General features: G+C 44.0%; 27 protein-coding genes and 1 other RNA gene. 10 read left to right on the top strand and 18 right to left on the bottom strand.

What is annotated here, in order from left to right; translation table 11 throughout:
• On the top strand, window positions 1-1,959 hold a 1,959-nt coding region (locus AACT52_RS13900), incomplete at its 5' end, for a beta strand repeat-containing protein (protein WP_198940913.1).
• A 10-nt stretch (window positions 1,960-1,969) separates the two neighbouring features.
• Here the strand turns inward: AACT52_RS13900 and queF are convergent.
• The 5 genes from queF to AACT52_RS13875 all read right to left on the bottom strand — a co-directional run bounded on the left by queF (window position 1,970) and on the right by AACT52_RS13875 (window position 3,947).
• Window positions 1,970-2,347, bottom strand: coding sequence for a preQ(1) synthase (queF, locus tag AACT52_RS13895; RefSeq protein ID WP_073631400.1), 378 nt, complete (start codon window positions 2,345-2,347; stop codon window positions 1,970-1,972).
• 224 nt (window positions 2,348-2,571) lie between these two features.
• The gene (locus AACT52_RS13890; RefSeq protein WP_073631398.1) at window positions 2,572-2,976 is read right to left on the bottom strand and encodes a hypothetical protein; all 405 of its coding nucleotides are present in this window, start codon (window positions 2,974-2,976) and stop codon (window positions 2,572-2,574) included.
• 156 nt (window positions 2,977-3,132) lie between these two features.
• A complete protein-coding gene (locus AACT52_RS13885; protein ID WP_073631396.1) occupies window positions 3,133-3,522 on the bottom strand; it encodes a phasin family protein in 390 nt (129 codons plus the stop codon).
• 25 nt (window positions 3,523-3,547) lie between these two features.
• Window positions 3,548-3,644: signal recognition particle sRNA small type (ffs, locus tag AACT52_RS13880), an RNA gene on the bottom strand.
• Between the two features lie 36 nt (window positions 3,645-3,680).
• On the bottom strand, window positions 3,681-3,947 hold the full coding sequence (locus tag AACT52_RS13875; RefSeq protein ID WP_073631393.1) for a YciI family protein: 267 nt from the start codon (window positions 3,945-3,947) through the stop codon (window positions 3,681-3,683).
• 111 nt (window positions 3,948-4,058) lie between these two features.
• Here AACT52_RS13875 and AACT52_RS13870 point away from each other — a divergent pair, with 111 nt between their 5' ends.
• Window positions 4,059-4,622, top strand: coding sequence for a 2'-5' RNA ligase family protein (locus AACT52_RS13870; protein WP_073631391.1), 564 nt, complete (start codon window positions 4,059-4,061; stop codon window positions 4,620-4,622).
• Window positions 4,623-4,727: 105 nt separating this feature from the next.
• On the opposite strand, the gene AACT52_RS13865 is transcribed toward AACT52_RS13870, so the two are convergent.
• Window positions 4,728-4,850: a hypothetical protein gene (locus AACT52_RS13865; protein WP_272937098.1), complete on the bottom strand. Its 123-nt coding sequence runs from the start codon at window positions 4,848-4,850 to the stop codon at window positions 4,728-4,730.
• A gap of 287 nt (window positions 4,851-5,137) precedes the next feature.
• Between AACT52_RS13865 and AACT52_RS13860 the strand changes: the two genes are divergently transcribed.
• From AACT52_RS13860 to AACT52_RS13850, 3 genes are all read left to right on the top strand, one after another.
• Complete coding sequence (locus AACT52_RS13860; protein ID WP_073631389.1) at window positions 5,138-6,418, top strand: hypothetical protein; 1,281 nt, start codon at window positions 5,138-5,140, stop codon at window positions 6,416-6,418.
• 211 nt (window positions 6,419-6,629) lie between these two features.
• Entirely contained in the window at window positions 6,630-7,052 is a 423-nt protein-coding gene (locus tag AACT52_RS13855; RefSeq protein WP_233153932.1) for a lysozyme inhibitor LprI family protein, read from the top strand.
• A 336-nt stretch (window positions 7,053-7,388) separates the two neighbouring features.
• Window positions 7,389-9,407: a S8 family serine peptidase gene (locus tag AACT52_RS13850; protein ID WP_073631387.1), complete on the top strand. Its 2,019-nt coding sequence runs from the start codon at window positions 7,389-7,391 to the stop codon at window positions 9,405-9,407.
• 384 nt (window positions 9,408-9,791) lie between these two features.
• On the opposite strand, the gene AACT52_RS13845 is transcribed toward AACT52_RS13850, so the two are convergent.
• The 4 genes from AACT52_RS13845 to AACT52_RS13830 form a co-directional block, all read right to left on the bottom strand.
• Complete coding sequence (locus AACT52_RS13845) at window positions 9,792-9,956, bottom strand: PEP-CTERM sorting domain-containing protein (RefSeq protein WP_233153933.1); 165 nt, start codon at window positions 9,954-9,956, stop codon at window positions 9,792-9,794.
• Window positions 9,928-10,377, bottom strand: a complete 450-nt coding sequence (locus AACT52_RS13840; protein WP_233153931.1) for a PEP-CTERM sorting domain-containing protein — start codon at window positions 10,375-10,377, stop codon at window positions 9,928-9,930. The genes AACT52_RS13845 and AACT52_RS13840 overlap by 29 nt, the downstream gene beginning before the upstream one ends.
• 399 nt (window positions 10,378-10,776) lie before the next feature.
• Window positions 10,777-11,313: a hypothetical protein gene (locus AACT52_RS13835; protein ID WP_073631385.1), complete on the bottom strand. Its 537-nt coding sequence runs from the start codon at window positions 11,311-11,313 to the stop codon at window positions 10,777-10,779.
• Between the two features lie 163 nt (window positions 11,314-11,476).
• The gene (locus AACT52_RS13830) at window positions 11,477-11,605 is read right to left on the bottom strand and encodes a hypothetical protein (RefSeq protein ID WP_272937097.1); all 129 of its coding nucleotides are present in this window, start codon (window positions 11,603-11,605) and stop codon (window positions 11,477-11,479) included.
• 1,180 nt (window positions 11,606-12,785) lie between these two features.
• Here AACT52_RS13830 and AACT52_RS13825 point away from each other — a divergent pair.
• From AACT52_RS13825 to AACT52_RS13810, 4 genes are all read left to right on the top strand, one after another.
• Window positions 12,786-13,820, top strand: coding sequence for an RRXRR domain-containing protein (locus AACT52_RS13825; protein ID WP_073631383.1), 1,035 nt, complete (start codon window positions 12,786-12,788; stop codon window positions 13,818-13,820).
• A 48-nt stretch (window positions 13,821-13,868) separates the two neighbouring features.
• Entirely contained in the window at window positions 13,869-14,099 is a 231-nt protein-coding gene (locus AACT52_RS13820) for a peptidoglycan-binding domain-containing protein (protein WP_073631381.1), read from the top strand.
• A 60-nt stretch (window positions 14,100-14,159) separates the two neighbouring features.
• Window positions 14,160-14,660 (top strand): peptidoglycan-binding domain-containing protein, encoded by a 501-nt coding sequence (locus AACT52_RS13815; RefSeq protein WP_073631378.1) that lies wholly within the window; start codon window positions 14,160-14,162, stop codon window positions 14,658-14,660.
• 335 nt (window positions 14,661-14,995) lie between these two features.
• Window positions 14,996-15,556, top strand: a complete 561-nt coding sequence (locus AACT52_RS13810; RefSeq protein ID WP_073631376.1) for a peptidoglycan-binding domain-containing protein — start codon at window positions 14,996-14,998, stop codon at window positions 15,554-15,556.
• A 185-nt stretch (window positions 15,557-15,741) separates the two neighbouring features.
• Here the strand turns inward: AACT52_RS13810 and AACT52_RS13805 are convergent, their stop codons facing one another.
• The 4 genes from AACT52_RS13805 to AACT52_RS13790 form a co-directional block, all read right to left on the bottom strand.
• Window positions 15,742-17,028 carry a ribulose bisphosphate carboxylase small subunit gene (locus AACT52_RS13805; protein ID WP_073631374.1) on the bottom strand — a complete coding sequence of 429 codons (1,287 nt, stop codon included), beginning with the start codon at window positions 17,026-17,028 and terminating at the stop codon, window positions 15,742-15,744.
• A gap of 807 nt (window positions 17,029-17,835) precedes the next feature.
• Window positions 17,836-18,537 (bottom strand): sugar transferase, encoded by a 702-nt coding sequence (locus AACT52_RS13800; RefSeq protein ID WP_073631411.1) that lies wholly within the window; start codon window positions 18,535-18,537, stop codon window positions 17,836-17,838.
• Window positions 18,538-18,717: 180 nt separating this feature from the next.
• Window positions 18,718-19,056, bottom strand: coding sequence for an STAS domain-containing protein (locus AACT52_RS13795; protein WP_073631372.1), 339 nt, complete (start codon window positions 19,054-19,056; stop codon window positions 18,718-18,720).
• A gap of 339 nt (window positions 19,057-19,395) precedes the next feature.
• The gene (locus AACT52_RS13790) at window positions 19,396-20,157 is read right to left on the bottom strand and encodes a WecB/TagA/CpsF family glycosyltransferase (protein ID WP_073631369.1); all 762 of its coding nucleotides are present in this window, start codon (window positions 20,155-20,157) and stop codon (window positions 19,396-19,398) included.
• 877 nt (window positions 20,158-21,034) lie between these two features.
• Between AACT52_RS13790 and AACT52_RS13785 the strand changes: the two genes are divergently transcribed.
• Window positions 21,035-21,331, top strand: coding sequence for a hypothetical protein (locus AACT52_RS13785; protein ID WP_233153930.1), 297 nt, complete (start codon window positions 21,035-21,037; stop codon window positions 21,329-21,331).
• Here the strand turns inward: AACT52_RS13785 and AACT52_RS13780 are convergent.
• The 4 genes from AACT52_RS13780 to AACT52_RS13765 all read right to left on the bottom strand — a co-directional run bounded on the left by AACT52_RS13780 (window position 21,328) and on the right by AACT52_RS13765 (window position 26,881).
• Window positions 21,328-22,017: a response regulator gene (locus AACT52_RS13780; RefSeq protein ID WP_339374983.1), complete on the bottom strand. Its 690-nt coding sequence runs from the start codon at window positions 22,015-22,017 to the stop codon at window positions 21,328-21,330. The two genes, AACT52_RS13785 and AACT52_RS13780, sit on opposite strands and share 4 nt — an antisense overlap.
• A gap of 8 nt (window positions 22,018-22,025) precedes the next feature.
• Complete coding sequence (locus AACT52_RS13775) at window positions 22,026-23,492, bottom strand: ATP-binding protein (protein ID WP_083630304.1); 1,467 nt, start codon at window positions 23,490-23,492, stop codon at window positions 22,026-22,028.
• Between the two features lie 98 nt (window positions 23,493-23,590).
• Window positions 23,591-23,791 (bottom strand): hypothetical protein, encoded by a 201-nt coding sequence (locus AACT52_RS13770; RefSeq protein ID WP_143172782.1) that lies wholly within the window; start codon window positions 23,789-23,791, stop codon window positions 23,591-23,593.
• A gap of 966 nt (window positions 23,792-24,757) precedes the next feature.
• Complete coding sequence (locus AACT52_RS13765) at window positions 24,758-26,881, bottom strand: VPS10 domain-containing protein (RefSeq protein WP_083630302.1); 2,124 nt, start codon at window positions 26,879-26,881, stop codon at window positions 24,758-24,760.
• Window positions 26,882-26,917: the final 36 nt, after the last annotated feature.

Below are 26,917 nucleotides of genomic sequence, written 5' to 3'. Positions count from 1 at the left end.
AACATTACGTTTAACAATAACGGTGGCGCAGGAACTCAGGCAACAGCATCGGGAAACGCGGGAGACATTACCCTGATAGCTAAGAATTCTTTTGTTGCAAGCAATCAAAGTGGGCTAGGCAGCAAAACCTTTGGTGCAGGTAATGGCGGAGTGATAAACGTTGAAGCTAATTCGGTGCTGCTTGAGGGATCTGGTTTTAATACGACTTCTTTTAATCAAGGCAGCGTCGGCGAAATGAAAATTAAAGTTGGCGATTTGGTAATCCGCAATTCTGGTATTGGAAATGAATCCTCATCGGGAAGTAATGGTGGAAAAATCACCATCGACGCAAATTCTTTTCGACTCGAATCTGCGGGTATCATTAGCACTACGGGGAAAGATAGCACAGGTAATGGCGGAGAAATTAACATTAATGTCGCAGGCTCTTTTGCTCTCAACACTTCAAATATAAATACTAATAGTTCTGGCACAGGTAATGCTGGAACTATCAGGATAACTGCCAAGAATGTGGAGATGGAAAAGGGAATTATCCAGAGTAATACGGATACGGTTGGTAAAGCAGGAAATATCTTTATTAATGCCACAGACTCTTTTAGGGTGACAAGTGGAGGTATAACAAATAATATTTCTGGTACGGGTGAGGCTGGAAATATCAGGATTGATGCCAAGAATGTGCAGATTGAAGGTGGAGGTATCGATAGCAGTGCGTCTGATTCAGCTAAATCAGGCGACATCTCTATTAATGCCACAGGCTCTTTTGGGCTGAGCAATGGAGTTATAAAGGCTAACAGTTCCGGCACACGTGATGCTGGAACTATCAGGATAACTGCCAAGAATGTGCAGATTTCACCTGGAGGTATCAATAGCATTGCCTCTAATTCAGGTCGATCAGGAAATATATTTATTAATGCCACAGACTCTTTTGGGCTGAGTAATGGAGGAGTTATAACTGCTAACAGTTATGGAACGGGAGATGCTGGAACTATCACGATTGATGCTAAGAATGGGCAGATTTCAAGTGCGGAGGTTAATAGTAATACACAGAACACAGGTAAAGGCGGAGAAATCAGCTTTAAAGTCACAGACTCTTTTGATCTCAAGTCTGTAGGTATAAATACAAACACTAGTGGCGTGGCTGACGGTGGAAAAATCTACATTAGCGCAAAGAAATTGCAGATGCAAGATAATTCAAGTATTCGTAGCGATGCAAAAGACGGAGGCACAGGTAGGGGTGGAGATATTGACCTACAGATAGGAAGCTTACTTTTGTTGCGTCGTCAGAGTTCTATCTCCACCAATGCAACTGGTAGTGGCAATGGTGGCAACATAAGCATCAATATTCCCAATGGCTTTATTGTGACTGTCCCGAATGAAAACAGCGACATTACCGCTAATGCATCTACTGGCCGTGCCGGCACAATCACAATTACATCTTTAAGTAACTTTAACATCAAACAGCGTAGTCGAGAAGACTTTATCAGCCTGTTATTGAACCCTGAAAATTCAGCAACGAACGATATTACAGCATTTTCCCAAAGCGATCTGGCTTTAGAAGGTCAGGTGATTATCAACACACCAGATGTTGACCCCAGCAAAGGATTTGTGGAACTACCCACGCTGCTAGCAGATATATCAGAGGTCATAGACACAAGCTGTGCTGCCTTTGCTTCACCAGAAGGTAGTAAGTTTACTGTCACCGGACGTGGCGGGTTACCCCCCAGTCCTAACGAACCCCTCAGCACTGATGTCCTATGGACAGATACTCGCACAAGAGGTATCACAACACACCAGCAAGGGAAAAAGGAACCTGCCGACTTACCACAGTCTAAACCTGAAGCTATAAAAATTGTCCCTGCTACGGGTTGGGTGTTCAATGGCAAGGGGCAAGTTACCCTGATCTCCCATGCATCTAATCCTAATGGTATAGGGACTCCTCCTCCTAGCTGCCCAAAACGGTGAAACAGCAAACCTACGCGTTCTTCTGATGCCGCGCTGTAATCACTGTATGCACATTACCGCGAGGTGTGAAATCTGCCTTAACGGTGACATCTAAGGGGTCACAGGCAGCAACAAAATCGTCTAGGATTTGATTAGCAGTTTCTTCGTGGGAAATATAGCGATCGCGATAGCTATTAATATATAGTTTTAGCGCCTTCAATTCCACTACCCGCTCATCAGGGATGTAGCTAACGTGAATCGTGGCAAAGTCAGGATAGCCAGAAAACGGACATTTACAGGTAAATTCTGGCAAGGTGATGTTAATGTCGTATCGTCTTCCTACACGCGGATTGGGAAATGTGATCAGTTGTCCTTCCGCAATGTTGCGTTCTCCATATTTCATTTCCATAGTCTTTAATCTTTAGTTTTTATTGATTACATATTATTTTAGTTGTTAGTTGTTACAGCAATCCTAATCAGAGGTGTTTTCGTCACCGTCCCTAAGCACCATCCCCACCCTGCACAGGGGTGGGGAATTTCGCGGAATCCGTTAAAAAAATCAGCGTTCATCATCTAACTGGGATTGCTGTAGTAGTTACTTGTCAACAAGTACCACAACTACTAACATCAAACTCATAACTCTTCCTGTTCCCAGTCTGGGCAATTTTCATCTTCCCAACCATAGGGATGCATACCGCAAACTAACAAATTCCCACTATACACTTGACCGTGGTAATGACGACAACCGATACAGGCGGGATTTTTTTCTGAACAGGGTTCCACTGAATAAGGAAAACCCAGATCGACATCATCTATAATAACGTCTTCCAGTTCCCAGTAAACTCCCATAATTGGATCAGCTAATTCCTGCAAATACTGCTCCAACTCAGTGGTGATGGTATTTTGTACTTGCTCAGTAATTTCTTCCGTTAACTCAAAAAATGAGTCTACCATTTCCGTCATCTCCAGGAAGAAGCTTTCTACTTCATCAGCCACTGTTTCTATCATGTCCCAAAACTCTTTTTGCCACTTTTCCATAAACCTGACGTCCTTACAAGCTATTTACTGGACGCTTAATGCTACATGGCTTGAAGCACTTTTGTACACCCTAAGCTTTATTTTTAAATAAAAATTTAACATTATCAGCAAACATTTTGGTACTGCACTCAAGTGCTAGTACCAGATCATTTCCAACTACTTATCGCGTTGCAACCTACGCAGTTCTTCCTGCATCTGTCTGACTTGATCGCGTAATTTCTCCGCATCCTCAGTGGGTGGGGTAACTTTTACGGTAGTTGGCTCTTCATCTTCCTCTATGATTTCGATGCGGCGCGGTTCAGAGGGAGGTGTTTTATTAGCTGTGACATCAGATGTTGGTGCGCTTTGGGCTTGCTTCATCATTTCTTCGACTAAGCGGCGGGCTTCGTCTGTTGTCATTTCCCCCCGTGCAACCATTTCATCTGCCAGCTTTTGGACTTGCGATCGCAGTTCGGTTATTGTCCCACCTGCTTTTTCTCCGGCGTAAGAAGCCAACCCAACACCAAGGTAAAAAGCTTTTTTTACAACATCTCCAAAACCGGGCATTGTCGCTCTTGCGCTCCTAAAATGGGGCGACCCGGAGACTACGCCTGCTACAAGCATCCCGTATTGCTGCTACCTTCCGGTCCTGACAAAGTTTGGGCGTTGCAGCCGCGTAGATCCAGGTCTATAAACACAATAGCATTAAATTTTCTGACTGTGTATTATTCGACAACAATTTTCCACTCGTAAAGCTTATAGTTGACGCAGCCGTTTTGTACCAATGGATCAACAGCGACAATCGCTTCTGCCTCATTCATTGAGCTTGCTTCAAACAGCATCATGCCACCGCCTCTTTGCCCCCAGTAGCCTGTTTTGGCTTTGTGTCCTTTGGCAATCAACTCCTGTACGTAAGCTTTATGAGCCGGTACGTATTGGTCAAAGGTAGGCTTATCAACTGTGCCTTCTTCTATCTTTACAAACCAGGGCATTGCTTGCAACCTCTTAAAACCATATGCTGTAATATTTTCAGGGCTACTATCTGTTTTTTAAGCTACTTGCATGAAATGAATTGACTCATCGTCTGTCCCTACTCTTGATAAATGTTGCCATCACAGAAACTTTTTTTTATCGCCCTCCTGCCACCGCAGGAAATCCAAGACTACGCTAACCAAATTAAGCAATACTTTGCTGATAAGTATGCCAGCCGTCACGCACAAAAATCTCCACCGCACATCACCCTGCAACCGCCTTTTGAATGGGCAGATGCTGATGTGCCTGCATTAGAAGAATGCCTTAAAGATTTTGCCGCTTGTCGAGAGTCGGTGCCGATCGCACTGAGTGGGTTTGCTGCCTTTGCCCCTCGCGTCATCTATATTAATGTGGTGAGAAGTCCACAATTGCTAGCTTTACACGCTGATTTGATGACGCATCTAGAGAGTAACTTGGGAATTATTGACAAGGTTGGCAAAACCCGTCCCTTTGCTCCCCACATGACGGTTGCGTTTAAAGATTTAACAAAGCAAAACTTTAAAGCTGCTTGGTCGGAATTTGAAAAGCGTCAGCTGTATTTTGAGTTTACTGCTTCTAACTTAACGCTGTTGCTGCATGATGGCAGGCGGTGGAATGTTAAATCGGAGTTTCCCTTTTTGTCTGAGATGGTTTAAGTGGCTACGCATGCCAAGTCAAAGTAGTCGCAATTGTGTTGACTTTGTTTTGCTGAGGCATGACGTAGACGCAGAATGTATACGAACTCACCTTTGTCCTATCACCTAAAAGGTTTGGATATCTAGCTCCACAGCCCAAAGATATGCAGGACAAATACACTGGTTGTGGCGATCGCCTTTATGCGGCAATACGGTTGCTGTTAAGGATTGTTGATCAAGATTCCACACATGTAGAGACGTTGCATCCTTTGAGTTCTACATTGCCATTCTGATAATAATTTTAGTCTTATCTGAACTGTATTGCTTTATGCGGGGCTGAGCGAAAGCGGACACGCGTTCGCCCCGGAGCGCGGGTATGGACTTCAAAGCATGGAAATTTAGATGGCTCTGTTTTTGGAATCGAGATCCTTGAACAAGTAGTTACTTAGCGAAGACGCAGATCAGTCAAATTATCAGATCCTAAACCAGCAGGTGTGGTAATTTGCAACCAAAAAACCATATAAAGGGAAATAATTATGGCAAATAAATCAGCTAAATCAAGTCGATTGAACTCTGTGGAAGAATTCCACAAGGCAGTCGCCCAAAAGGGACGGGTGAAAGCCGTAGCAGAAAAAATGGTGGAATTGCCTGCAAATGTGAACCCGCCTGTATTTGGCTCACAGATGCGGATCTGGAAGCAAGACCCTTCTGTGAAGGAACTTAATCTGCCGAGAACTGTTTACGTTCACACTCAAGTAAATGAAGGTCCCAGCGATTCGCAAATTACGATCCAGGGTGTCCATCCTGTGACTCCAGATGCCAATCGGAATTTCCTGATTGAACCCACCAACGAGGAAGCGTTCGACGCGGTTCATACTTATACCATTGTTCGCCAAGTGCTGACAATGTACCAGCGAGTTTTGAAGAAAAAGCTTGCTTGGCAGTGGAATACAAACGGCAATGAGGAAGTGATTCAGGTTTATCCCCATGCTGGAGAGACGGCGAATGCTTACTACAGCCGTGAGGAAAAAGCTATAAAATTCTTCTATTTCACTCCTGGAAACTCACAGGCAAACTCGAAAGTTTATACTTGCCGCTCATTGGATGTTGTCGCCCATGAAACCGGACACGCGGTGCTGGACTCATTGAAGCCAAACTGGCTGTCATTTGATTCACCAGCACAAACAGGAGCCCTGCATGAGTCATTCGGCGATTTGACCTCAATTTTCCTGCTGCTGTCCCAGCTGGATATGGTGGAGTATATTGTGGCGCAGACGAAGGCAGATTTACATCAAAAGAGCATACTCGCTGAGGTTGCCGAGGAATTTGGAGAGGCTTTTCAGCTTCCCGATGGGTTGCGCAATGCAGACAATAACCTGAAACTGAGCGAAGTTTCTAGTGAGGTGCATGAACTTTCCCAAGTATTTACTGGAGGAGTATTCGATATTCTGGCAGATTTGTTTACTTCACGCCGGGACCCTTATGTCCGAGATTCTGCTGAAGTTTTATATGAAGTTGGCAAATACATCGCTGGACTGACACTGCGTGCTTTAACTCAGGCACCGGATACTAATGCCACTTTTGCAGATGTTGCCAACGCGATGATCGAAATAGCTGAGGCGGACGGAGAGAAAGACTGTGTTCAGTTTATACGGAAACACTTTGAATTTCGGCAAGTATTGGGAGCAAACGCCATAGCTGGTCCTGTGGATCTATCCCAGTTTGGTCTATATGCCGATCGCCGTTGCTGTTGTGGTACTATGCAGCACCCACAATATATGCCTCATGTTTCTACTTCAAATGGCAAACGCCCTTGAGCAAGTCATAGACAAGATTGCAAAAGCCCCTGTTAGGGTAAGATGGGGACTTTTGCAACCTTACTTTATGAGCTGCGTGAGCCTCTGAGGCATACGATGAAAGTACACTTTCAAGGCACGTCTCAGAAAAAAGTATTAATTTATATTTAGTTTTTATTCCCGTAATTTCAGAAATATCGTGAGTTTAAACTTGCAAAAATAACTTCTATTTATGTCAATCAAATTCATGCATAAAAGATTGATAAGTACCTTCATCCTGACAACTCTTGCACCCTTATCAATATCAGGTATTCCCGCACTAGCGACAGCACAAGAGATTGTTGCTCAAAAAATTGATTGCAAGAAAGCACTCACCACACCAGAAATGAAGTACTGTTCTCAGCAGTCGTATCAAGCAGCAGATAGACAACTCAATCAGGTGTATAAAAAAGTTATATCTACCTTAAATGGTGAACAGAAGCAAATACTGACAGCGGCACAGGAAACATGGATTAAGTTTCGCGATCGCAACTGTGATTTTGAAGTTTATGGCAACCGTGGTGGCACAGGTTATGAAATCTTTCGTAATGGATGCCTAGAGCGCCTAACGACTCAACGTACAAAAGATTTACAGAATTATTTGTCTTCTCGGTAATCACAATTTCCTAAAATTGCTTGTCATCAAAGCGATTCAGAAACTTGATTTGAGTTGTTATATTTAGGACTTAGAAGATTGACAAATAAAAGCTTATATGTATTCAAAGGTGTTCAGCCTGTGACGGGTTTGCTGGCATTCTTTTCCGTTTCTCTCCCCTGAGTGCATAAGTTGATTTTGCTGACACCAATTAATAATACAGAAAGCTCAGATCAAAAGGCTTAGCTGAGCTTCAGCAAATCAAGTAGGTTATTAGTCCTTAATTATACTGGCAATAAATGCGTAAGTCCGAAATGCTGAAATTGATGATAGTAGATAAAACTAAGGAGAAAAACAATGGCTAAGATTACCATCAACGGTGTATCAATCGACCCAGATGCCCAGAAGAACGCGATGGGCGTTGCTGGTCTTATTAGTCCTAACAGTTCCAACTCAAACTATATTCTCATCCAAACAACTCAACCGCTGAACCGAGACCAGAAAAATCAGCTCGCAACGTTAGGTGTCGAAATCCTAGAGTTCGTACCAGAAAATACCTTCATCGGTCGTTACGAACCTGCAAATCTCGATGCTATCCGCAACCTGCCGTTTGTCGAGTGGGCGAACGTCTATTTAGAGGGCTTCAAAATTGCACCTCAGCTGCGTAGTGGACAAGTCAATAAAAACACGAATAATCTACTTGCTCTGGGCGATGTAGAACCACCAATATTGCAGCAGCCAAAACGGGTGGAAGTCGTGTTTCATAATAATGTCTCAATTGACGACAATCTTCGCGATCGCGTTGCTGCTGCTGCTAGACTGAACCCTGAAGATTTGCAATTCAGTAATAACGCCGTAAAACTCACGGTTCAACCTCGGTATCTTGAGGACTTGGCAAAAATAGATGAGGTGCGACACATTGAAGAGTTTGTTCCACGGCAGCTTTTCAACAATGTGGCTCTCGGAATTCTCAATGCCGATAAGACACACACCACAATCAATCTCCAAGGAGAAAATCAAGTTGTAGCAGTAGCCGACACTGGCTTCGACAAAGGTTCAACCACAGACGTTCATCCTGCCTTCACAGACAGAGTCGTCAAGCTTTACCCATTAGGAAGATCAACCGCAAATGACCCTAATGGACACGGTACCCACGTTGCAGGTTCCGTTCTTGGCGATGGCAAATCTGAGACAATGGGAGGTCCCATCCGGGGAACAGCTCCTAAAGCTAAGCTCGTGCTTCAGTCCGTTCTCGATCGCCAAGGAAACTTGGGAGGGCTTCCAGACGACTTGAACAACTTATTCAAAGTCCCGTATGAAAATGATGGCGCTCGCGTTCATACGAATTCCTGGGGAGCTCCGGCATTTGGGCGATATACTGTAGATTCTCAACAAGTAGACCAATTTGTCTGGGAGCATCGAGACATGGTCATCTGCTTTGCTGCAGGCAACGATGGCGTTGACAACAATAGCAACGGCGTGATCGATAATGGATCTATCGGCGCACCCGGAACCGCAAAGAACTGTATCACTGTTGGAGCCACGGAGAATAACAGACCAGACCAATCCAAACCCTACAGTGTTTTGGGTCGCTATAGAGTCGAGCCGATAGCCTCTGATGGGTGGTCCAACAACGCAGAAGGCATGGCGGCTTTCAGCAGCCGAGGACCAACTCAAAATGAGCGCATTAAGCCAGATGTTGTTGCTCCTGGAACTGCTATACTCTCGACTCGCTCAAGAGATGCGCAGCCCGATTCATTGTTTGGCACATCCACAGACCCTCTTTATATGTTTCTGGCTGGTACTAGCATGGCTACACCACTGGTAGCTGGTTGCGCTGCGGTGGTGAGAGAGTATTTCCAAACCCAACAGAAGCACCAACCAAGTGGGGCTTTGGTTAAGGCAATGCTGATTAACGGAGCCAAGGATATTGTCGGTCAATACGTTCCCTCGGAAACGGGAGAAATTCCCAACTTCTCAGAAGGATTTGGTCGGGTCGATTTAGCCGCAACGGTAGGACCAAGAGGTGATCATGAGCGGGTTATTTTCAAGGATGAAGCCACAGCACTCGATACTGGGGAAGAGGAAAAAACTGAAGTAGAAGTCAGCGAATCAGACTCCCTTGTGAAGGTAACATTGGTGTGGACCGATTTCCCTGGAGAAGCACTTCAGAATGATTTGGATTTGATTGTGCGAACTGCAGACGGACAGGAGAGACACGGAAATCTGCCGCCATCCTCGACTGACTTCGACCGCCGGAATAATGTTGAGCAGGTTGTCTTGACCGATGTACCTGCAGGCAAAGTTGAAATCGTGGTGCGTGCTTATCGAATCATAAATCCACAATCATATGCATTGGTTGTGCGAATTTCTTAAATGATTTTAGGGTGGGCAGTACCCACCCTACTTGCTGGCTTCTTTTGGAATTAGCTAAACTTTCAGCCGTTTTATCGATAGTCTACCTGTTAAACGTGTGCATTGGTTGGACAAGCAAAAAAATCTAGCTTTGCTAAATAAACTTTTTAGTACACAGTTACTAATTCAAACAGTTAGAACTCAAATGCCAACTTTTGACCCTAAGTTGGTAAAACACACTTATGTGGTAACGCCGGTCACAACCACGAGAAATTGTGCGATTCGTTGGTAAGGGACTTTCAAATACAATTAATCAAAATGACAATCATTTTGAGGGGTGTAGGGTGGCTCACGACGTGAGCCACCCTACACCCCCGAAAGTCAGTAGACCGAAACTACTTTTGACTAAAAATAATCCGGCGACCGCTTCTTACGCTTGAGTGCCAAAGGTGCGCCGATAGTGCCAAGGATGAGTAAGCTAAGGATGGAGGTAGATTCAGGGACAGTGATTATGGTTGCAGAAAAACTAATAGGTAACTCACTATCTTCCGGTCCCAAATTTTCTTTCACCAGGTACAAATGGCTGGGCAGAAAAAACCTCTAAATAACCCGGTGTCGGCAAAAAACTAGCGAAAAACGGACTAGAATAGTTTCCCTGCTCGGTGGAATACCCAAAACCATCACCCGTTAACTGCTGAGTATTAAGACTAATTAAATTGTCAACAATAAAAGGTTCGTTTCCCGGTATTGAAGTCCCTGTAGGTTGCAGACCAGTAATTGTTTCACCATTTCTTGTACCAGTAATTCCAGTTATCTGGTAAAAACCTAAATCATTAGCGGTGTCATTAGTGGTGAAAGTGCCACTCGCCGTTATGCCAGTACCAGAATAATTCCAGTTCCAATTTAAAGCAGAAGCTGCTTGCATTGTCTGGAACATTAATCCAGATGTGGCAGCAAGGACTGTGACAGATAATAGAGCTAGATTTTTCATAAAAATCCGAGTGTGTTATCACGGAAGTTGTTAGTGGAGTTAAGCTACAGCCCAACCCAAAACCAATGGCAGTTTAACACCAAAGATATCTATACATAATTTGTACTGACGTGAGAATGCCCTGTCATGCAATGGACTCTGCCCCCTAGGCGATCACACCTAACCGGAAACACACAGACTGTTGCCATTCGCGTCTTCTCCTGCTGGTTGCTCCTTCATCACAACGAACGAGCGCTCACTATGCTCCTTACCTAATATATATCCCTACCGCTTTGTCAATGACCTGAGTTTTGTTTTAGGGGCATTTCGCCCCTCCGACCTACCCAGCGAGCGCCGCTATCAAAAAGGTGTGCTCGTACAAATTAACAGTAATAAAAAAGCTGCGAGTTAACTCTCATCCTATCTCGCGGTGACAAATTGACCTGTAAAGGAGAATGACCCTCCAGATGGTCCATTTCCCTGTAGTGGATTATCTTGTAGCCCAAAAAAACTAAGCTCAATTGTCCCTTCTACCGTTTGAGTTTTCGGATTAAAGGTAGCGCTATAATCATTTCTTGCAATACCGCTACCACCAGAACTTGAGATACTAAAGTTGAGTGCCCTCGCTGTAATCGCCTTCTTTCCATTACATACCCAAGTGCCCTGAGAAGTGGTAAAAGCATCAAACTGACCCGAAATACCACCTTGGTTTGAGTCGTCAACAATCAAGTTACCTTCTTTGGTAAGAGTAATCAGCGCACGTGAAGCAAAGTTTCCATTGGCATCTTTAATTGTTGCAAGATATGTACCAGTGACAAAGTTGCTGCAACCTGCTTGTTCTGAATTGGTATTAATTTCAGATTCAGCCTTTACCGAGTGAATGTTCCAGATATTTAAAATGCCGACTGTAGAAAGTATACCAATTGTCAATCCGACTAATGTCTTACGAATTTTCATGATGAACAATAGTAAAGAATTTATTGAACTCTACTTAGAAACATATAGAGAAAAGAGACATATTCTTGATAAATTTTTGTTAATGTTTGGTTAAAATCAGAGGCTTCCAGGAAATAAGGGGATACCCAGCGCGGCAGACCCTGGGAAGAGCAAACGGCTGACACTAAAGCATCACAGGAGTCAGAACGGGCATATCCGGATTGAAATGAGAGATGCGGTGGATAGTACCACCCATCGACTTGTAAATCCCAACAAATAACCGAAAGCTGGTAAAACGAGAAAAATCTGACATACTGACGGTAACGCTACCCCTTGTTCCATCGAGTTTCGGTGTATGTCTGCACGCTCATACCTTACGTGATACCCAATTATCGAAAGTTGGTAAAACAGAAAAAACTGAGCCTGCTGTCTCCAGATGCAAGTCTCCAAATCAACGCAGCTATGAGAATATGCGATGGCACGGAGTGCCCGCCTCCGGCGATCGCACAGGTGCCATCCGGGAGGCAATCGCGGCAATATCTCTTCTCCTGTTTGGTTAAAACAGAGAAGTAAAAAGCTGAAATCTATATAAGATAAGCTTTAAGAGCCTCTATTTCCGTTGTATGCAGAGTTCTCGGCTCAATGCCCTTGAGACACATGAGAAACAGGAGTTAGGAGCATCTCCCCTAGCTTTCAACCACACTCTGCTTTTTGATGACAACCATTTTTTACGACGGCACTAATCTGTCACCAATAACAAATAATTAGTCACTGTACACCAACCATCACACACATATATCAATACCATCCTCAGTATTTTTACTATTTTTTAATAAAAAAAATACATAGTTACTATAAGCTTAAGAATGTTTTTGGAATTCCGAAGATAACAATTTTACCAATTTTATGGAAAATCACTACTCTTTGTAGCTGATTTTTTCAACAGCAGAAATCCTTAAATATTTACATATAATATAGGGTTTTGAGAAATTGATGGCAAAACAACGTTAAATTTTATTGTAATTTTCTAAACTACGGTAGTCACAATTGAACTTTTAATACAAAATAAATTTATACATTGGGCAAGCGTTGTTGAGTTCATTGCTGCCTATGCACATTATCTGTGCAACAGCGCATTGATAGCTTGGCAACTCACAAACAACGCGTATATCCGGATGTGTAGCGACCAAGCGGCTGCGTTTCCCATGCTCTTGTTATTGTAGGTGCATTGTCTCATCAGTTCATTTTCAATTAGACCAAACACGAGTTACACAGGACAATATCGTCACTGACCCCAGCTATCGCGGCATGGGGCTTGTAAGAGGAAAACTCACTAATTTCTTAATACAAGACTAAAACAGTGTCTAGCCATTAATACTGAACTATCTGGGTGTAGTAACCCACAAGACGTTAAGAATGCCTCCCTAGTTTCTAACCTCTCTGATAGTCAGTGGCGAAGGGATATATATACCTAGCAATAGGACTTATCGTAAATGTTTGTACCAGTCGTAGATTCAAACAATCGACCCCTGATGCCAACAACGCCCAGTAGGGCAAGACGTTGGATAAAGTCAGGCAAGGCTACACCGTTCTTTAAAAAAGGAGTGTTTTGTGTTCGACTCAACGTAACCGCAACTACCGCAAACTACCAACCTATTGCAGTTGGCATTGACCCAGGTAGCAAGCGCGAGGGCTTCACAGTTAAATCCAAGGCTCATACTTACCTAAACATCCAAACTCATAGCGTGGACTGGGTAAAAGACCATGTAGAAGTTCGGCGAAATATGCGACGCGCAAGACGGTTTCGTAACACCCCGTGTCGTCAAAATCGGCGCAACCGACTTGTTAATAAAGAAAAACTGCCACCATCAACAAAAGCCCGTTGGCAGTGGAAATTACGTATTTGCAAGTGGTTAACGCTGATGTTTCCTGTTTCGGTCTTTATTGTTGAAGATGTTAAGGCGAAAACCTGGAAGAATGCTCGAAAGTATAATGTCATGTTTTCCCTAATAGAAGTTGGTAAAAAATGGTTTTACCACCAACTTAGTTCCATTGCTAACGTGGAAACTCGCACGGGGTTTGATACTTACGAAGCAAGGCAAGCTCTAGGGCTGAAAAAGTCCAAGAACAAGACAACTACTAAGTTCGATGCTCACTGCGTTGATTCATGGGTATTAGCAAATTGGTATGTTGGTGGTCACGTTAGCCCAGACAATACAGCCTTAATTGAAATTGTTCCTTTAGAATTTCATCGTCGTCAACTTCACCGACTGCAATATCAAGCAGGACATATTAGACCTCGATATGGCGGAACAATTAGTGCAGGATTCAAGCGTGGCTCAGTTGTTAAACACCTTAAATATGGGTTTTGCTATGTCGGTGGTTGGCAAGAATCCCCAACAAAAAAAGACCCTAATAGAAAAACGATTAGCCTGCATAGTTTACAAACTGGCAAGCGATTGTCCCAAAATGCGTTACCCACAGATTGTAAGTTTTTGTCTTACAACTCGTGGCGAATAGCAAATTAACTTGTAAAGCCGTCCTACAAGGACGGGGTTTCAGACCCAGGAATTTCGATGAGTAGCGCCCTAATTCTCAAGGAAGGCTCAACGGGACAACAAGTTGTAAACCTGCAATACGTCTTAAACAGACAGGGGTTTTATTCAGGTTCATTGGACGGTATTTTCGGACCAAAAACCAAAGCAGCTGTGGTTCAGTTTCAACGAAATCATCGTCTTGAGGCTGATGGGATTGTGGGAACAGCTACTTTGAAGGCTTTAGGTAATTTAGAGGGTATAGGCGGCTAGTTGACCGTTAGTGTTGATTGAATTGCAAAATTCTGTAAAAAGTTTTAAAAGGAGAATATCATGGCTACCACGACTTCTATCCTGCCTCTTAAAGAAGGCTCAAGCGGACATCCAGTTACCGTCATCCAAGGATTCTTAAAGACACTCAAGCTATATTCAGGTGCAACTGATGGAGTTTTTGGTTCGCAAACTAAAGCTGCTGCGATCAAGTTTCAGCAGAATAACAAGCTGACTGCTGATGGCGTTGTCGGACCAAGAACGGCGATCGCATTAGACAATGCAGTGTGGGTATCACAGAGAAAGACTTTACAAGAAGGCTCAAAAGGAGATGAAGTCCGAGACTTGCAGGGACTTTTGACCAACTACTACAAGCAAGTTAATATTGATGGCAATTTTGGACCGAAGACTAAAGCAGTGGTTGCAGATTTTCAAAAAGCTAGGGGTCTTAAGGCTGATGGAGTGATGGGACCACTAACTTGGGCGTCTTTATACACTCTGATTACCCATGATATTCCAGAAGATCAGCGAATTGCACAAATTTTTTCTGAAGAAGCCTGCTAAGAAGTTTGGATAGTCTTTTAAAAAGAGGTTGTACATTTGATGCGTGAAGACTAAACTTCACTTTTATTATGGTGCGTTAGCTAAGTGTTACGCACCTACTTATACCAACTCTCTGTAACAATGCGCTTAATAATTACCCCCCGCCTACGGCGTCCCCCCGATGCCTTGGGGGGACTACAGGGGGGTGGAATTAAGCTTAACTTTATAGAGAAATGGTATTCTTTAAGATTTTCTTTATCAATTTGTTTTCATAAGTTCGTAGTGAGAACTTTAGTCCTCATTTTTCGTCAGGAGTAAAGTCCTCACTAGAAACAATTTTAACAAAGGAAACTATCATGACTACAACTTCCGTGATTCTCAAAGAAGGCTCAGGAGGAGCAGAAGTCACCAAGCTACAAGAAGCATTGAAAAAACTCAATTTTTACTCTAGTGCTGCTGATGGTATTTTTGGATCACAAACCAAAGCAGCTGTGATTAAATTTCAGCAGGCGCAAGGGCTTGTTGCTGATGGAATTGTTGGTCCTACAACATGGTCTAAATTGAATGAACTACTGAACAAACAGCCAGTAACTAGATGGCGGCTGATGACAGAAGTCGAGGAGATAAAAGAAATTAAATCACTGATTAACAGTCGGCTGGGTGTGGCTGCGCTGAATCAAGTAGCATTAGAAAACTTTATTGGTTTTGATTGCACTAGACGTTTTTATATCAACGAAGAATTTGGTGGTTTCCAAACCCTGATGCGGGTTAAGTGTAGTACACCAAGAGGAGCATCTACCGCGATCGGCTACGACGAAATCCGAATTATCTTTAATCGCTTTGAAGGCAATATTGAGAATTTTGACATCGAGCGAGTCTCAGAAGAAACTGCTGCAAAGATTGTGCTACCAGATTAGTTTTCACCAAAACAGTGCTGAGTAAAAATTACTCAGCACTCAGCACTCTAAACTCCAATACGGTTCAGTTAAGGTTGATGTGTAAAAAATCATGTGTGTAGAGACGAGAGGTGGCGCGTCTCTACATTGTCTTCCTGATAAGGGTTCTGATCTTATCTGAACCGTATTGCTCTAAACTCAGGACTTTAGTGACTAGCAACTTTCCCATTCGGGCGTTGAATAATCTTTTCTACCACCCGCCGCTTCGCCTTTGGATCTATTCCTACCAAGCGCACATACTCGTTGGTGTATTCTGTTAAACAAGATTCCAAAGCCGATATTGCATCTGATTTGCCATCAATTGTACCAATCGGGCAACTTTGCCAAGAACCTGTGCGGAACCGCCGTTCGTCTACATGTTCAATGGCTATTTTGTAACCCTGTGACAAAATTTCACGTATCTGTTCTTGTGTCTCCAGAGTTAAATGGGTATCTGATAGCTGCTGTTTCTGGTGTCCATTGCTTCTTTCCAATGGCTTTGAGCTATTGGTTGATTGATTGGGTACTGCTGCAGGAGCAGGTGCTGGAGGCGCAGGTTGATAATTTCCGCCTCTATTCAACCGATTGTACTCATCAACCAATTGGGAATTTTCTACCCGTTTTTGTTCACCAACGATCAAGTTGCCCATTTCAATTAAGTGAGACAAGCTGAAATTAGGCTTTCTAAATTGCGGCGGTCCTTCGGTGCTGTTCACCACACGCTGGGATATGCGCTCAATTCCTATTTCATGTATAAAGTGACGAATTTGTTCGTCGTAAATTTGGGAACGCAAAGCGCTGAAAAAGTCTATTGATTGATGGGAGAAAGTATCAACTAACTGTTCAATTTCCCGGCGTGACAGTCCATCCGGTTCAAAAATCCCGCCAACAATGCCAATCTTGTCATCGCGGTCTGGTTCCCAGTAAAATTTCTCCATCCGACCATCGCGAATGAGCGGCGCATAAAGGGTGGAAAAATCATTGCCTGTCACAAGAATCGGCACGCGATGTAAAGGCGTTGAGTCGTAACTACCGGGGAGTTGCACATCGGTGGGGTTATCAGCAATATTCATCAGTGTGGCATTCACCAACTGAGTATTGACCGTATACTGAGTGCCTTCATCAAAGCGTCCAGCACCTGCATCCAAATCGTTAATCATAATCACGCACATTCTGCCGCGCACGCGGATGAGTTCCGCTGTTTCTCGATAGCGCAGACGAATCAGACGTGCTGGATCTCCTGCATCTGGACTTTCCAGTTCGCCGCCAGAGATGTGAGTCACTTCGACACCCATTCTCTCGAAGACTAACTCACATTGAAAAGACTTGCCCTCGCCTTTGCGTCCGTGAATACCCAAAATTAAGGGGACTCGGACACCAGGAAGGTCAAGGTAGTTTTTAGTGATGTGAACTGCAAGTTTATCCAAAAAGCGAGGGGAAATATAGTAACTCATGAATCTTTACAGATAATTTCAAGCCCTGATAGGGATTAGTGACTGTTGCCAACAGAAAATTGACACCAATTTAAGGATAAGTTAATTTGCTTAAAATAATATTAATTTTTTATAGCTACTATTTTTCATTGATTTTGCTTTAAAAGCAATTTTTTCTTTTTATCTAGATAATTGGGCTGACTTATGTTATTTAAATTACATATTTTATCATCATGTTTCATAACTAGAGGCAAGACTAGAAAGGCAAAAAACAGATTTTATCGTACTCCCAACTTGATGACTGGCTTCCCGTCAGAAGAATATCTATCCTAGCACTGCCGTAGCTTGCGAGAGTCAGAAGGCGAAGCGAAGCGTTAGACACCCCTCGCTCTAAAAATAAATGAATGAACTTGACACGAAAACATGGGGATGCGGGGAAAAGAGGTCGTCCACCTTGGGCGAGGTCTCAACCTTACATCAAGACAACGCTTGTATTATCCGTCTTTCATAACCCCTATGATTGGCGATCGCCTCCGGCACTGGCACCTTTGCAATCGCCTAATTGGAGAGTCACGATGGCGTCTTGCTTTTCTTACGATAGTTACTACATATCTTGTCTACATTGTCAATGCGTAAGTCCTATTCCAGTCTCCGCGTCCTCTTAGTAAAAATACTTGAGAGCTCTACTAAGCTTTAACTAGAAAACGGTGGCAGCAGTACAAGTTGGACTTTTTACTCATCGAAGAATTATTCCAAAGCCTGCTACTCCTTGTCACCCTCCGTTAACTTCACAATACCTACGAGATAATAAATCTGACAATTACTTTACTAGCAAGCGCCGTTCTTATTTAACACAACCTTTAGGGTTTTCAGCAGCAAATTAATATCGTAGCCAATAGACCAATTGCGTTGATACTTTAGATCCATGCGAACAATATCTTCAAAGTCCTTAACGGTGGAGCGACCATTAGCTTGCCATTCGCCTGTCATACCCGGTTTGACATTCAACCTCTCCCAGTGGTGATTTGAGTAGTGCATCACTTCATCGGGAGTGGGAGGACGGGTACCGACTAGGCTCATTTCCCCCAGCAGCACGTTCCAGAACTGAGGGAGTTCGTCTAGGCTGATGCGGCGGAGAAACTTTCCTACACGGGTAATACGAGAGTCATTCTTATTTTTGAAGATATGATGACCTTTGGCTTCATTATTGACCAGATGCTTGAGTCGATCAGCCCCGACCACCATCGAACGGAATTTCCAAATCTGAAAGGAACGTCCGTTTAGACCACAGCGAATTTGACTGTAGAAGATCGGACCCGGGTTATCCAGGTAAATGGTTATAGCAAGAGGAATCACTACGACTGCTGTAATAGCCAGCCCTACAAGCGCACCCAGGATGTCAATTATACGCTTGGCTTTGCTTGTTACAGAAGGATGAACTGGAAGCCTGGCGAAATGAACAATGTAAGCACCATCCAGAACTGGTATATGAATGGGGTAAATAGGGTGGGAAGTAGAGGAGTTAGACATGGTAATCACAGTTTCAGCGGGTCGGTTTAAGAAGCGAATTAGTTGAAAAGACTGGCTTTTTAGCAACTTAAGTTGCTTGGTTTTGATGGGATTGGCTGGTCAATTAAGCAAGCGGATGGGTAATACCAATTGACCAAAACTTGGCTAGACAACAAGGGTCTTAAACCCTTGGTCAATACTTCACAGCTGAGTGTTAACCTTGGTCAGCACAGCGTCGTAACTATCAAAAATTTCAAACACTGAATCTAGTTGAGTCAGTTCAAAGATTATCCGGATAGGTGCTTGCAAGTTGCAAATGACAAGGCGACAACCACTGGAACGTGCAGCGGAAAGCCCCGTTACTAAGGCACTTAACCCTGAACTATCCATAAAATCCACTTGGGCTAAATCAATCACCCAGAGATGTTGAGACTGAGGCACTAAACTAGTTAACTGTTCCCTCAAGACCTTACCATGCTGCAAATCTAAGCGTCGTTGAGGCTGAAATACAATCAGTTTATATTCTTGTGTGAGAGCCATAAATTTTACTATTGATTCCGGTAGGTGTCTATTGCACGATTGAGAAAATCTTGGCAGGCAAAAGCTATTGAGGAGTATTAGCAAAGCTCCACTGCAAATGCTTATGCTTGTTTATTTAAATTGACGCTGCGACTGGCAGAGAGCTTTGTCATTGAAGCTTGGCGATCGCTCGTTGAACACAGCTTTGTGTGGCTAGAAAAATGCTAGACGGTTATCTCGAGATTATCAGGATCTACCTAAACAGTTTGAGAGTATCTTCTATTGAAATTGTTGTTAAAGTCAGAGCAGTTTGGTAGAGCTAAAGTCGCCTAATGTGATTCGGCTTTTCGTTTTGTGTTCTTATGTTGTTTGTTCGCCCCCACGACGTGGGGCAAAGGCGTAGGATAGCACCAAACTTAAGAAGACAAGGTTGCCTATGAGATAGCGCTGCCATAGCCGACCCGGTTCCATTGCTAGTCGCCACAGCCACTCCATACCAACAGCACGAATTGCATATGGGGCACGGGGTACACGTTCAGCGACAAAATCCAACAGAGCACCCACGCCCATACAAGTGATACCGGGGAGAAGGCTTGCGTATTGATTGATCCAAATTTCCTGTAACGGTACTCCCATCGCCACTAACAGCAGGTGCGGGCGGGCTGCCCGGATAGCCTCTAATACCTGCTCGGTTTTTGCTTGAGGGAAATAGCCGTGCTGAGTTCCTGCAATAACCAAACCAGGATAGGCTTTCTTTAGGTTAGCTGCCGCTTCTTCAGCTACACCTGGCTTAGCACCAAGAAGATAAACTGATAAACTTTTTGCCGCCCCATCCTTGCACAAAGCCGGAACTAGGTCGGTGCCATTGAGGTTATGCACCAACGGTGTACCCAGTAAGGCACTACCCCAGCGAACTCCACTCCCGTCCGCTAACAACAAATCACTGTGATCTAACGCCTCCGCCAGTACTGGGTTTTGGGCAGCAGTTACCATCGTGTGCGCGTTGGCATAATACACGCGACCGCCCTGCTGCCTCAGTAACCGCGCCAGTAAAAGCTCGATTGCCTCGGACGAGGACATACGATCAAAATGGGTGTTGAGAAAACTAACTCGGTCTGCCATATAATTTGAACCTTATAATTTAAAGTTGAGAAATGCGGAATTCAGAGGATAGGTGACGTTGTGCTATCACCGGAATATACTTAGAGCTTTATGGCTGGGTAATATCAAGCCTGTTCAATTGCTTGCAATCAAACAATGGCTGCAACCGGACTAAAATCTTTATCTATCGGGGCTTTTAGCATACTTGCATTACATGCTTATGCGTAACCACAACAAAAGACTTGATATGACCTGAGACTTTATCTACAAGTCTTAGTATCAGTATCGTCTGTAAATACCGAAGAGAAATACTATCTGATGGTTACTTAAAGCCTTTTGGATACAGCATCCTTTAAGGGGAGAAAATTGTCCACTTAGTTATCCGCTAGGCTGTAGTGTGCAGACAGTCTAAGCGTCATAATGGATTTATCTACTAGATAGGTTCACGCATTACCGATTATAGTTGGTGTTGCACAAGTATCTGATGATTCTGCTGGATAAACAGCATCTGGGCACTTATCCTGGTGTATCCTTTTCAACGGAAATGCTGTAATTTAGCCAATTGGATGAAAGTTGCTCAGGCTATATGATTATTTGTATGTCATACTAATTTCGACATAGAATTCGACAAATAACTAGGTAGAACCACAAGATCCTGAGCCTTTACAGGTCATTTATGTATAGCAAAAATTTTTGAAATTGGTATGAGAAGGTAACAAGGCTATCTCAAATATTTTACCTACTTAAATTAAAGCCTTCGCAACTGCCTTAATACTTCGGCAAAAACATAATTTAATACTAAATTATTAGCAATTTCCCACTAACTATACTAGATGACGTTTGAAGGTGCAGAATGTAGGCTGTATATACAATATCCTCTCATTAACCTGTAATTAATATGAAAAAGCATCGAATTATGGTCATTGGTAGCAACGTTACTACAGTACAGCGCGTCAGTAGTTACTGCCTCAAACAGAGTTCAGAAGTTTTACCCTACTACGGTATCCCCTCAAATGAAGAGATAACTTTGTTCGCCCCCGAAGTCTTGGTGCTATGTTTACCAATCGCTAATGACTTCTGCTATCAGATATATCCATACATTTTATGGTCAGAACAGTTTATGGATAAGGGGTTCCCATCGGCTACCACCCCTACAGAACTGTATGCCCGTCTGCAGGAAGTCCTGCAAACTTAAATCAACCCTTGGCGCACAGCCAGAGCTGCTGCTTGGACGCGATCATCAACGCTGAGTTTGTTGAGGAGCATACGCACATAAGACTTGACGGTTCCTAGTGAGAGGTAGAGCTGGTCGGCAATCTCTTGGTTTGAGTGTCCCTTGGCAATAAATTTAAGAATCTCGCGCTCACGATTACTGAGAGCCGGTTGTTGGAGTCCCTCAGATGTAGGAACCTCGGGGGTGACAACGGTAGGCTTGAGCAACCGGGCAACCTTTTGAGCTATTTGCGGGTCCAGATAAGCACCACCTTGGAGAACCAATTGAATAACAGCGATGAGTTGCTCCCATTCGATGCTCTTAAGGCAGTAACCATCCGCACCTGCTGCAAGCATCCCCATGACCTGGGTATCCTGGTCAAACGCACTCAACGCAAGGATACGAGTGGTAGGGCGATCGCTTTTTATTCGCTGCGTGGCTGTAATCCCATCCATCACTGGCAGATCAATGTCCATCAAAACGACATCTGGCTGGAGTTGCGCAGCTAATTCAATAGCTTGTGCACCGTCACCTGCCTCTCCAACTACACTAAAGGCAGGTTCAAGGGCAAATTGACCTTTCATGCCTCGGCGTATCAAAGCGTGGTCATCGACCAGTAGAATACGCACGGTTTTCTGTTCACCATTGTCAGGCATCATTGGCATCATTCTTTCTCCTACATCTTTTCATGCTCAGACCTAGCCTTATCTGTGGTAACTGGGAGGATAAACCAGAAGATGCTACCCTCTCCGAGAGAACTTTCGACGCCAATGCTGCCTCCGTGAGCCTCAATAATTTGACGACACAAGTATAGACCCAGACCGCATTTCCCACGCCGACCTCGTCCCTGAACAAAGCGATGGAACAGTTGTTCCTTCTCCTGTGGCGCAATTCCGGAACCGCGATCGCGCACGGAAAGCTGCACTTGAGCTTCCCCAACGGGCGTTACCTTCAGGAAGATTTCTTTGTTTGGCTCACTCACGCGCACAGCGTTATCAAGCAGGTTTTGCAAAACCCGTTGAATCTCTATCTCATCACCGTAGACGGTCGGCAGTAATTGAGAAATTTTATAGCTGACGGTGAACTCACGCTTTGAAGTAGCTTTTATCTTGGCAATCGTTTTGACAAAAATTTTTTCCCAGTTAAGGGGTTCGTAGTTCAAGTGAGTCCGATAACCAGCTTCATAACGGGAGACGTTCAAGAGGGCTTCCACAAGCTTGAGGAGATCTTCGTTAGCTTCGCGGTACTCTTGGAACACTTCCCTCAAGGTACCACTGACAGGACCAAAAGCTCCTTTGAGCATACCTTCTAAAGTATTGCGGGTAGCAAGCAGGGGAGTGCACAGGTCGTGGGAGAGGGCAGAAATCAGGTTCTCAAGCTGTTGGTTGTGCACCTCAATGGATTCCTGACGATAGCGAGCCTCGCCTGCCATTGCGTCGAGAACTCTAGCCAACCGACCGATTTCATCGGCAGACGAATAGCCAAGCCGGACTTCCATTTGACCCGTCCGCCAAGCTTCACCTACCTCCATCAACTTGTGCAAGCGAACCTCGACTCGTCGAAACAAAAGCCGGAGATTCAGGCACACTCCTACCAAGATCACGATTGTGCTAAAGATGTTTACAGCAGTGTTTACATGATAGAGTTGCTGTAAATTATGCTTGCGTTCCTCCAAAAGTATCTCCTCGCGCTCAAGCAAGACTCGAATCTGAGTGCGCAGGGAATCAAATAAAATCTTTTCCTGCAGAGTAAACCTACTGCTCAAGCGAAAGAGATCCCTTTCACCCAACTGGCTTTGCCACCGAGCATGGACATTTTTGATCTTATCGAGTTGCTGGAGTTGAGTAGGGTTGTCTTGTACAAGAGTATATAGGCGGCTGAGGCTGCTGTAGAAAGCGAACTGTGCATTACTGCGAGTTTCTAGGAAGTTTCTTTCCTCATCTATCACAGCGTTGAGTAGACGTTCTCCTTCACGCTCTACGACTAAAGTATGGGTTACTAAATCGGCTGCTTGCTGAGTATGGAAGGCTATCAAGAGGTTTAAGCCTTGTTGCCCCAGTATCAATAACACTAGCACCGCAAAGCTAATGTACAGGGGCGCAAATAAATGAGTTTTCAGAGTCGATGGAGCAAATAAACGCACTAAATTAATAGCTCACACTATCTAATAAATCTTTATGCTTATACAGGTAATATCAGACAATTAGCTGACGTATTGGTTGAGCCAAATTTGCTTTGCTTTCACGCCTTTGCCAGCACTAAGTTTTTGGCAGTGGTGATCATGGTGTACAGGTTGGTATAAAGTATATGCCATCGCGCAAAGCGCCACCCCGAAGGGGTATTGCCCTTCCGCCTTAGTAACCGTGCCAGTAAGAAATTGCCTACCTCGGGCAAGGACATATAAGTAAAACAAGCGTTGAGAAAAATTACTGTATCAGTCATGTAACCAAAAGCAAAGATTCTTACAAAGTATTTTAATTAGAACAATTTACTCTACCAAATTACGGTGTGTCAAAATTAATGTATGAATTTATACACATTGCTGCTCGGACTTATTAGTTAGTGTTTAGTGTGAAAATCTATCGGTTGATACTACGGTTTCAAGTTGCACTTAATTCTTAACCAATGGAAATATTACTAGTATAAAATATAACATAAAAAATGTTAATATCTGTACGGCAGTAATCTAGAGTACAACTAAAGGTTTCTTCTTAGAATCAACCTCAATAGATTTGCAAAGTTTTTTGTCAGATGATTGTTTAGCAGAATAAACCATTTTTATTTCCTTCACAAAACTAAAGTTGTGAAAGACAAGTTTTGTCCTTTATATGTTCAAATATTATACCAAAAAAAATTGATTGGTATATATTTAAGGGGCAATCCTCCTAAGGAGAGTTGGAGCGTGGGGTTGGGGCAAATCTAGAAAAATCTGGGCAACCGTATGAGAAAACGTACCATTTAGTGTCCACTATGAGTGCAATTTCGGCGCTTTATTGCAAATATACAGCAAAAAACCGACTGCCCAAAGCGCCGAAATTGCGACGGTAGCCGAGATTTTTACAGGTTTAATGAAGGGGTACGTACGCTTCGTGATCGCATAGCAATAGCGCAGCCATGATCACCTAGAAAGGGAGAAAATTAGAAAGTTGGCAGACCTACTCTCTTTTTAACACCTAGATAATCAGTGAAATCTTGGTGAATAAAATGCGCCTTGCCAGCGAAGAAGTCACCCCAAAGTTATCAAAAAATAAAGGTCTAAATTCTTATCTAAAAAGGCATTTTATCGGGGTGCAAAATTCAAATTTGAACCAGTGAGGTTTTGTATTATTAGTACTGCCTAATCCCTAAATAAGAAGTATTGCTGCCAAAGTGACAAATAAGGGATTAAGCTACAAACTGCCTATTATTTTACGGAGTTCCGTAGTAGATTCCCCTGCCATTGGTGCCAATAAAAACGAGTCCGAACTGCTGAGAGCTAGCCTCCATAACATTAGGGTCATTACCAATAGGCTTATGCGGATCACCAATGCTTGTCCATGTTTTTCCATTATCTAGAGAACGGAAGATTCCCTCACCCAGACCAGTGATTTTGCCATACAGATACAGCGCTGGAATTGTGCTTCCCGTCTGCGGCTTCCCAAACGCAAATAAATAAGCTCTCTCCACGCCAGCAATAGGATCAAACTTCACACCGCCATCTGTTGAGCGGTAAAGCCCATTCCAGTTGAGACTCACCCAGACTTCGCCGCTGTTTCTCGGAACTGTTTTGAGCATCGACCAACCTTCACTCGGCAGCGATGAGTTCACAATGCTGAAGGAAGCGCCCCCGTTGCCACTACGGTAGACTTTGCCGCCACTGTAGTAGTAAAACGTGTTGCCATTGACTTTGTCTGCTTCCAGGGGTTGACCCCAGTACCACGGTCCCTTCGGTCCGTTGGGCAATCCTGATACTGTGGTCCACGAAGCTCCGCCGTCGGTTGTGCGTATCGGTTGTCCGTCACTCAGGATCACAACGAATAGATTTGAGTTGGTTGACGACATAGCTACGCGCAGTGGTATTATTTTCTGCGGAAATGATGAAAACTTTGTCCACGTTAGTCCGCCGTCTGTCGAAGTGGCTCCCGTATAAGTATTATTCCATCGGTTACCTCCGACACGCACCATTTGTGAGGGATTGCTTTCACTGTAGGCAAGGCTATAGGTGTCTTGAAACCGGGGACCGCTCTTGTTGCCCAACGGTTCAGACGGATAGACATCTAGTCCGCTGCTGTGGTTAAACCCGTCTAGATCAGCGACGCCGCTCAATAATAGAGACCCCCGTGGAGGTGAGACTAGGGCGAAGCTAACTAGCTCCTCGTGTCCTTTTTCATAGTTCGACCAGACAGACGACTGCGCGTTGATGTTGTTTGTCTGCCATGTTCCGAACCAGTCTGTTAACCAGACTTTACCAGGAACCTTCGGGTCAAATTCAATGGCTGAGGTACCTGAGGCAAAATACCAGTCGGACCACCAAGGGACTTGAGGGTTCAAGGTACGCGTTTTCTTTTGCCATGTAGCTCCACCATTAGTAGATTGAAAGATACAATAATCTTTATTTTGAGCATACTGCTCAGAAACGATTAAAACGTGATTAGGGTTATTTGGATCTACAGAAAGGGGATTGAATGCAGTTTTCGCGTTACTTGGCGTGATATTGCTCCAAACCTCGTTCGCATATTTGCTCACACCTGATGCGTGCGTCACATACAACACTCCGTTGCTAGCCAGAGCCATCCGATTCGCTTCTGATGGACTTCCTGCTATTTTGCTCCACGTCACACCCGTGTCGGTGGATTTATAGATTCCGTCTCCATGGGCATTGGCGTAGACTAGACCAGACGCCTTTTTGTTAAATAAGATGCCTGCGATGCCAATATCTGCTTTCGGCTTTGCAGGGAATGAGGTAACTTTCACCCATGTCGCACCAGCATCTGACGACTTCCATAACCCATTCAAGCGGGAGCCAAAGAAGATAACATTGGAATTAAATGGATTGACGGCAAGTCTTTCTCCTACCCACCGATGAGTCTCGTTGCCGCCCATCGGCAAGTCTATGTTCAGCTTGGTCCAAGTTTTCCCTTGATCTGTAGACTTAAAAATTGTCCCCAAGCCAGCTGAACTAGCGGTGTATTTGCCAGTCGCGATGTAGACGATATTTGGGTTGTTCGGGTCAAGTGCTAGTGCTTCTCCCCCATAGTAGTTGCTCTTGGCAAGCCCAAAGTGGTCAGTTAGTGAAATCCATCTCTTATCTATTGAATTCCAACGATAAAAGCCACCTATGTCGGTTCTTATGTAGACGAGATCCTGGTGTAGCGGATGCAGATAAACACCCGTGACATAGCCCCCTCCCCCGATGGATACATTAGTCCATTGATATCCCGAGGTCGTGCTGCAAGTAGGCTTAAGGGGTTCAATTGCTATAGCAGTAGCCAGCGCAATCATCACAATGCACGTTGTTTTTCTTAACACAGTCCAGAAACGGCGATCGCTCATACCAATTAACTAGATTCTGCAACATGAATAAATGCG

It is taken from the genome of Scytonema sp. HK-05 (assembly GCF_963872035.1).
Lineage (GTDB): Bacteria > Cyanobacteriota > Cyanobacteriia > Cyanobacteriales > Nostocaceae > Kalymmatonema.
This window is presented reverse-complemented; position numbering and strand designations above follow the sequence as displayed.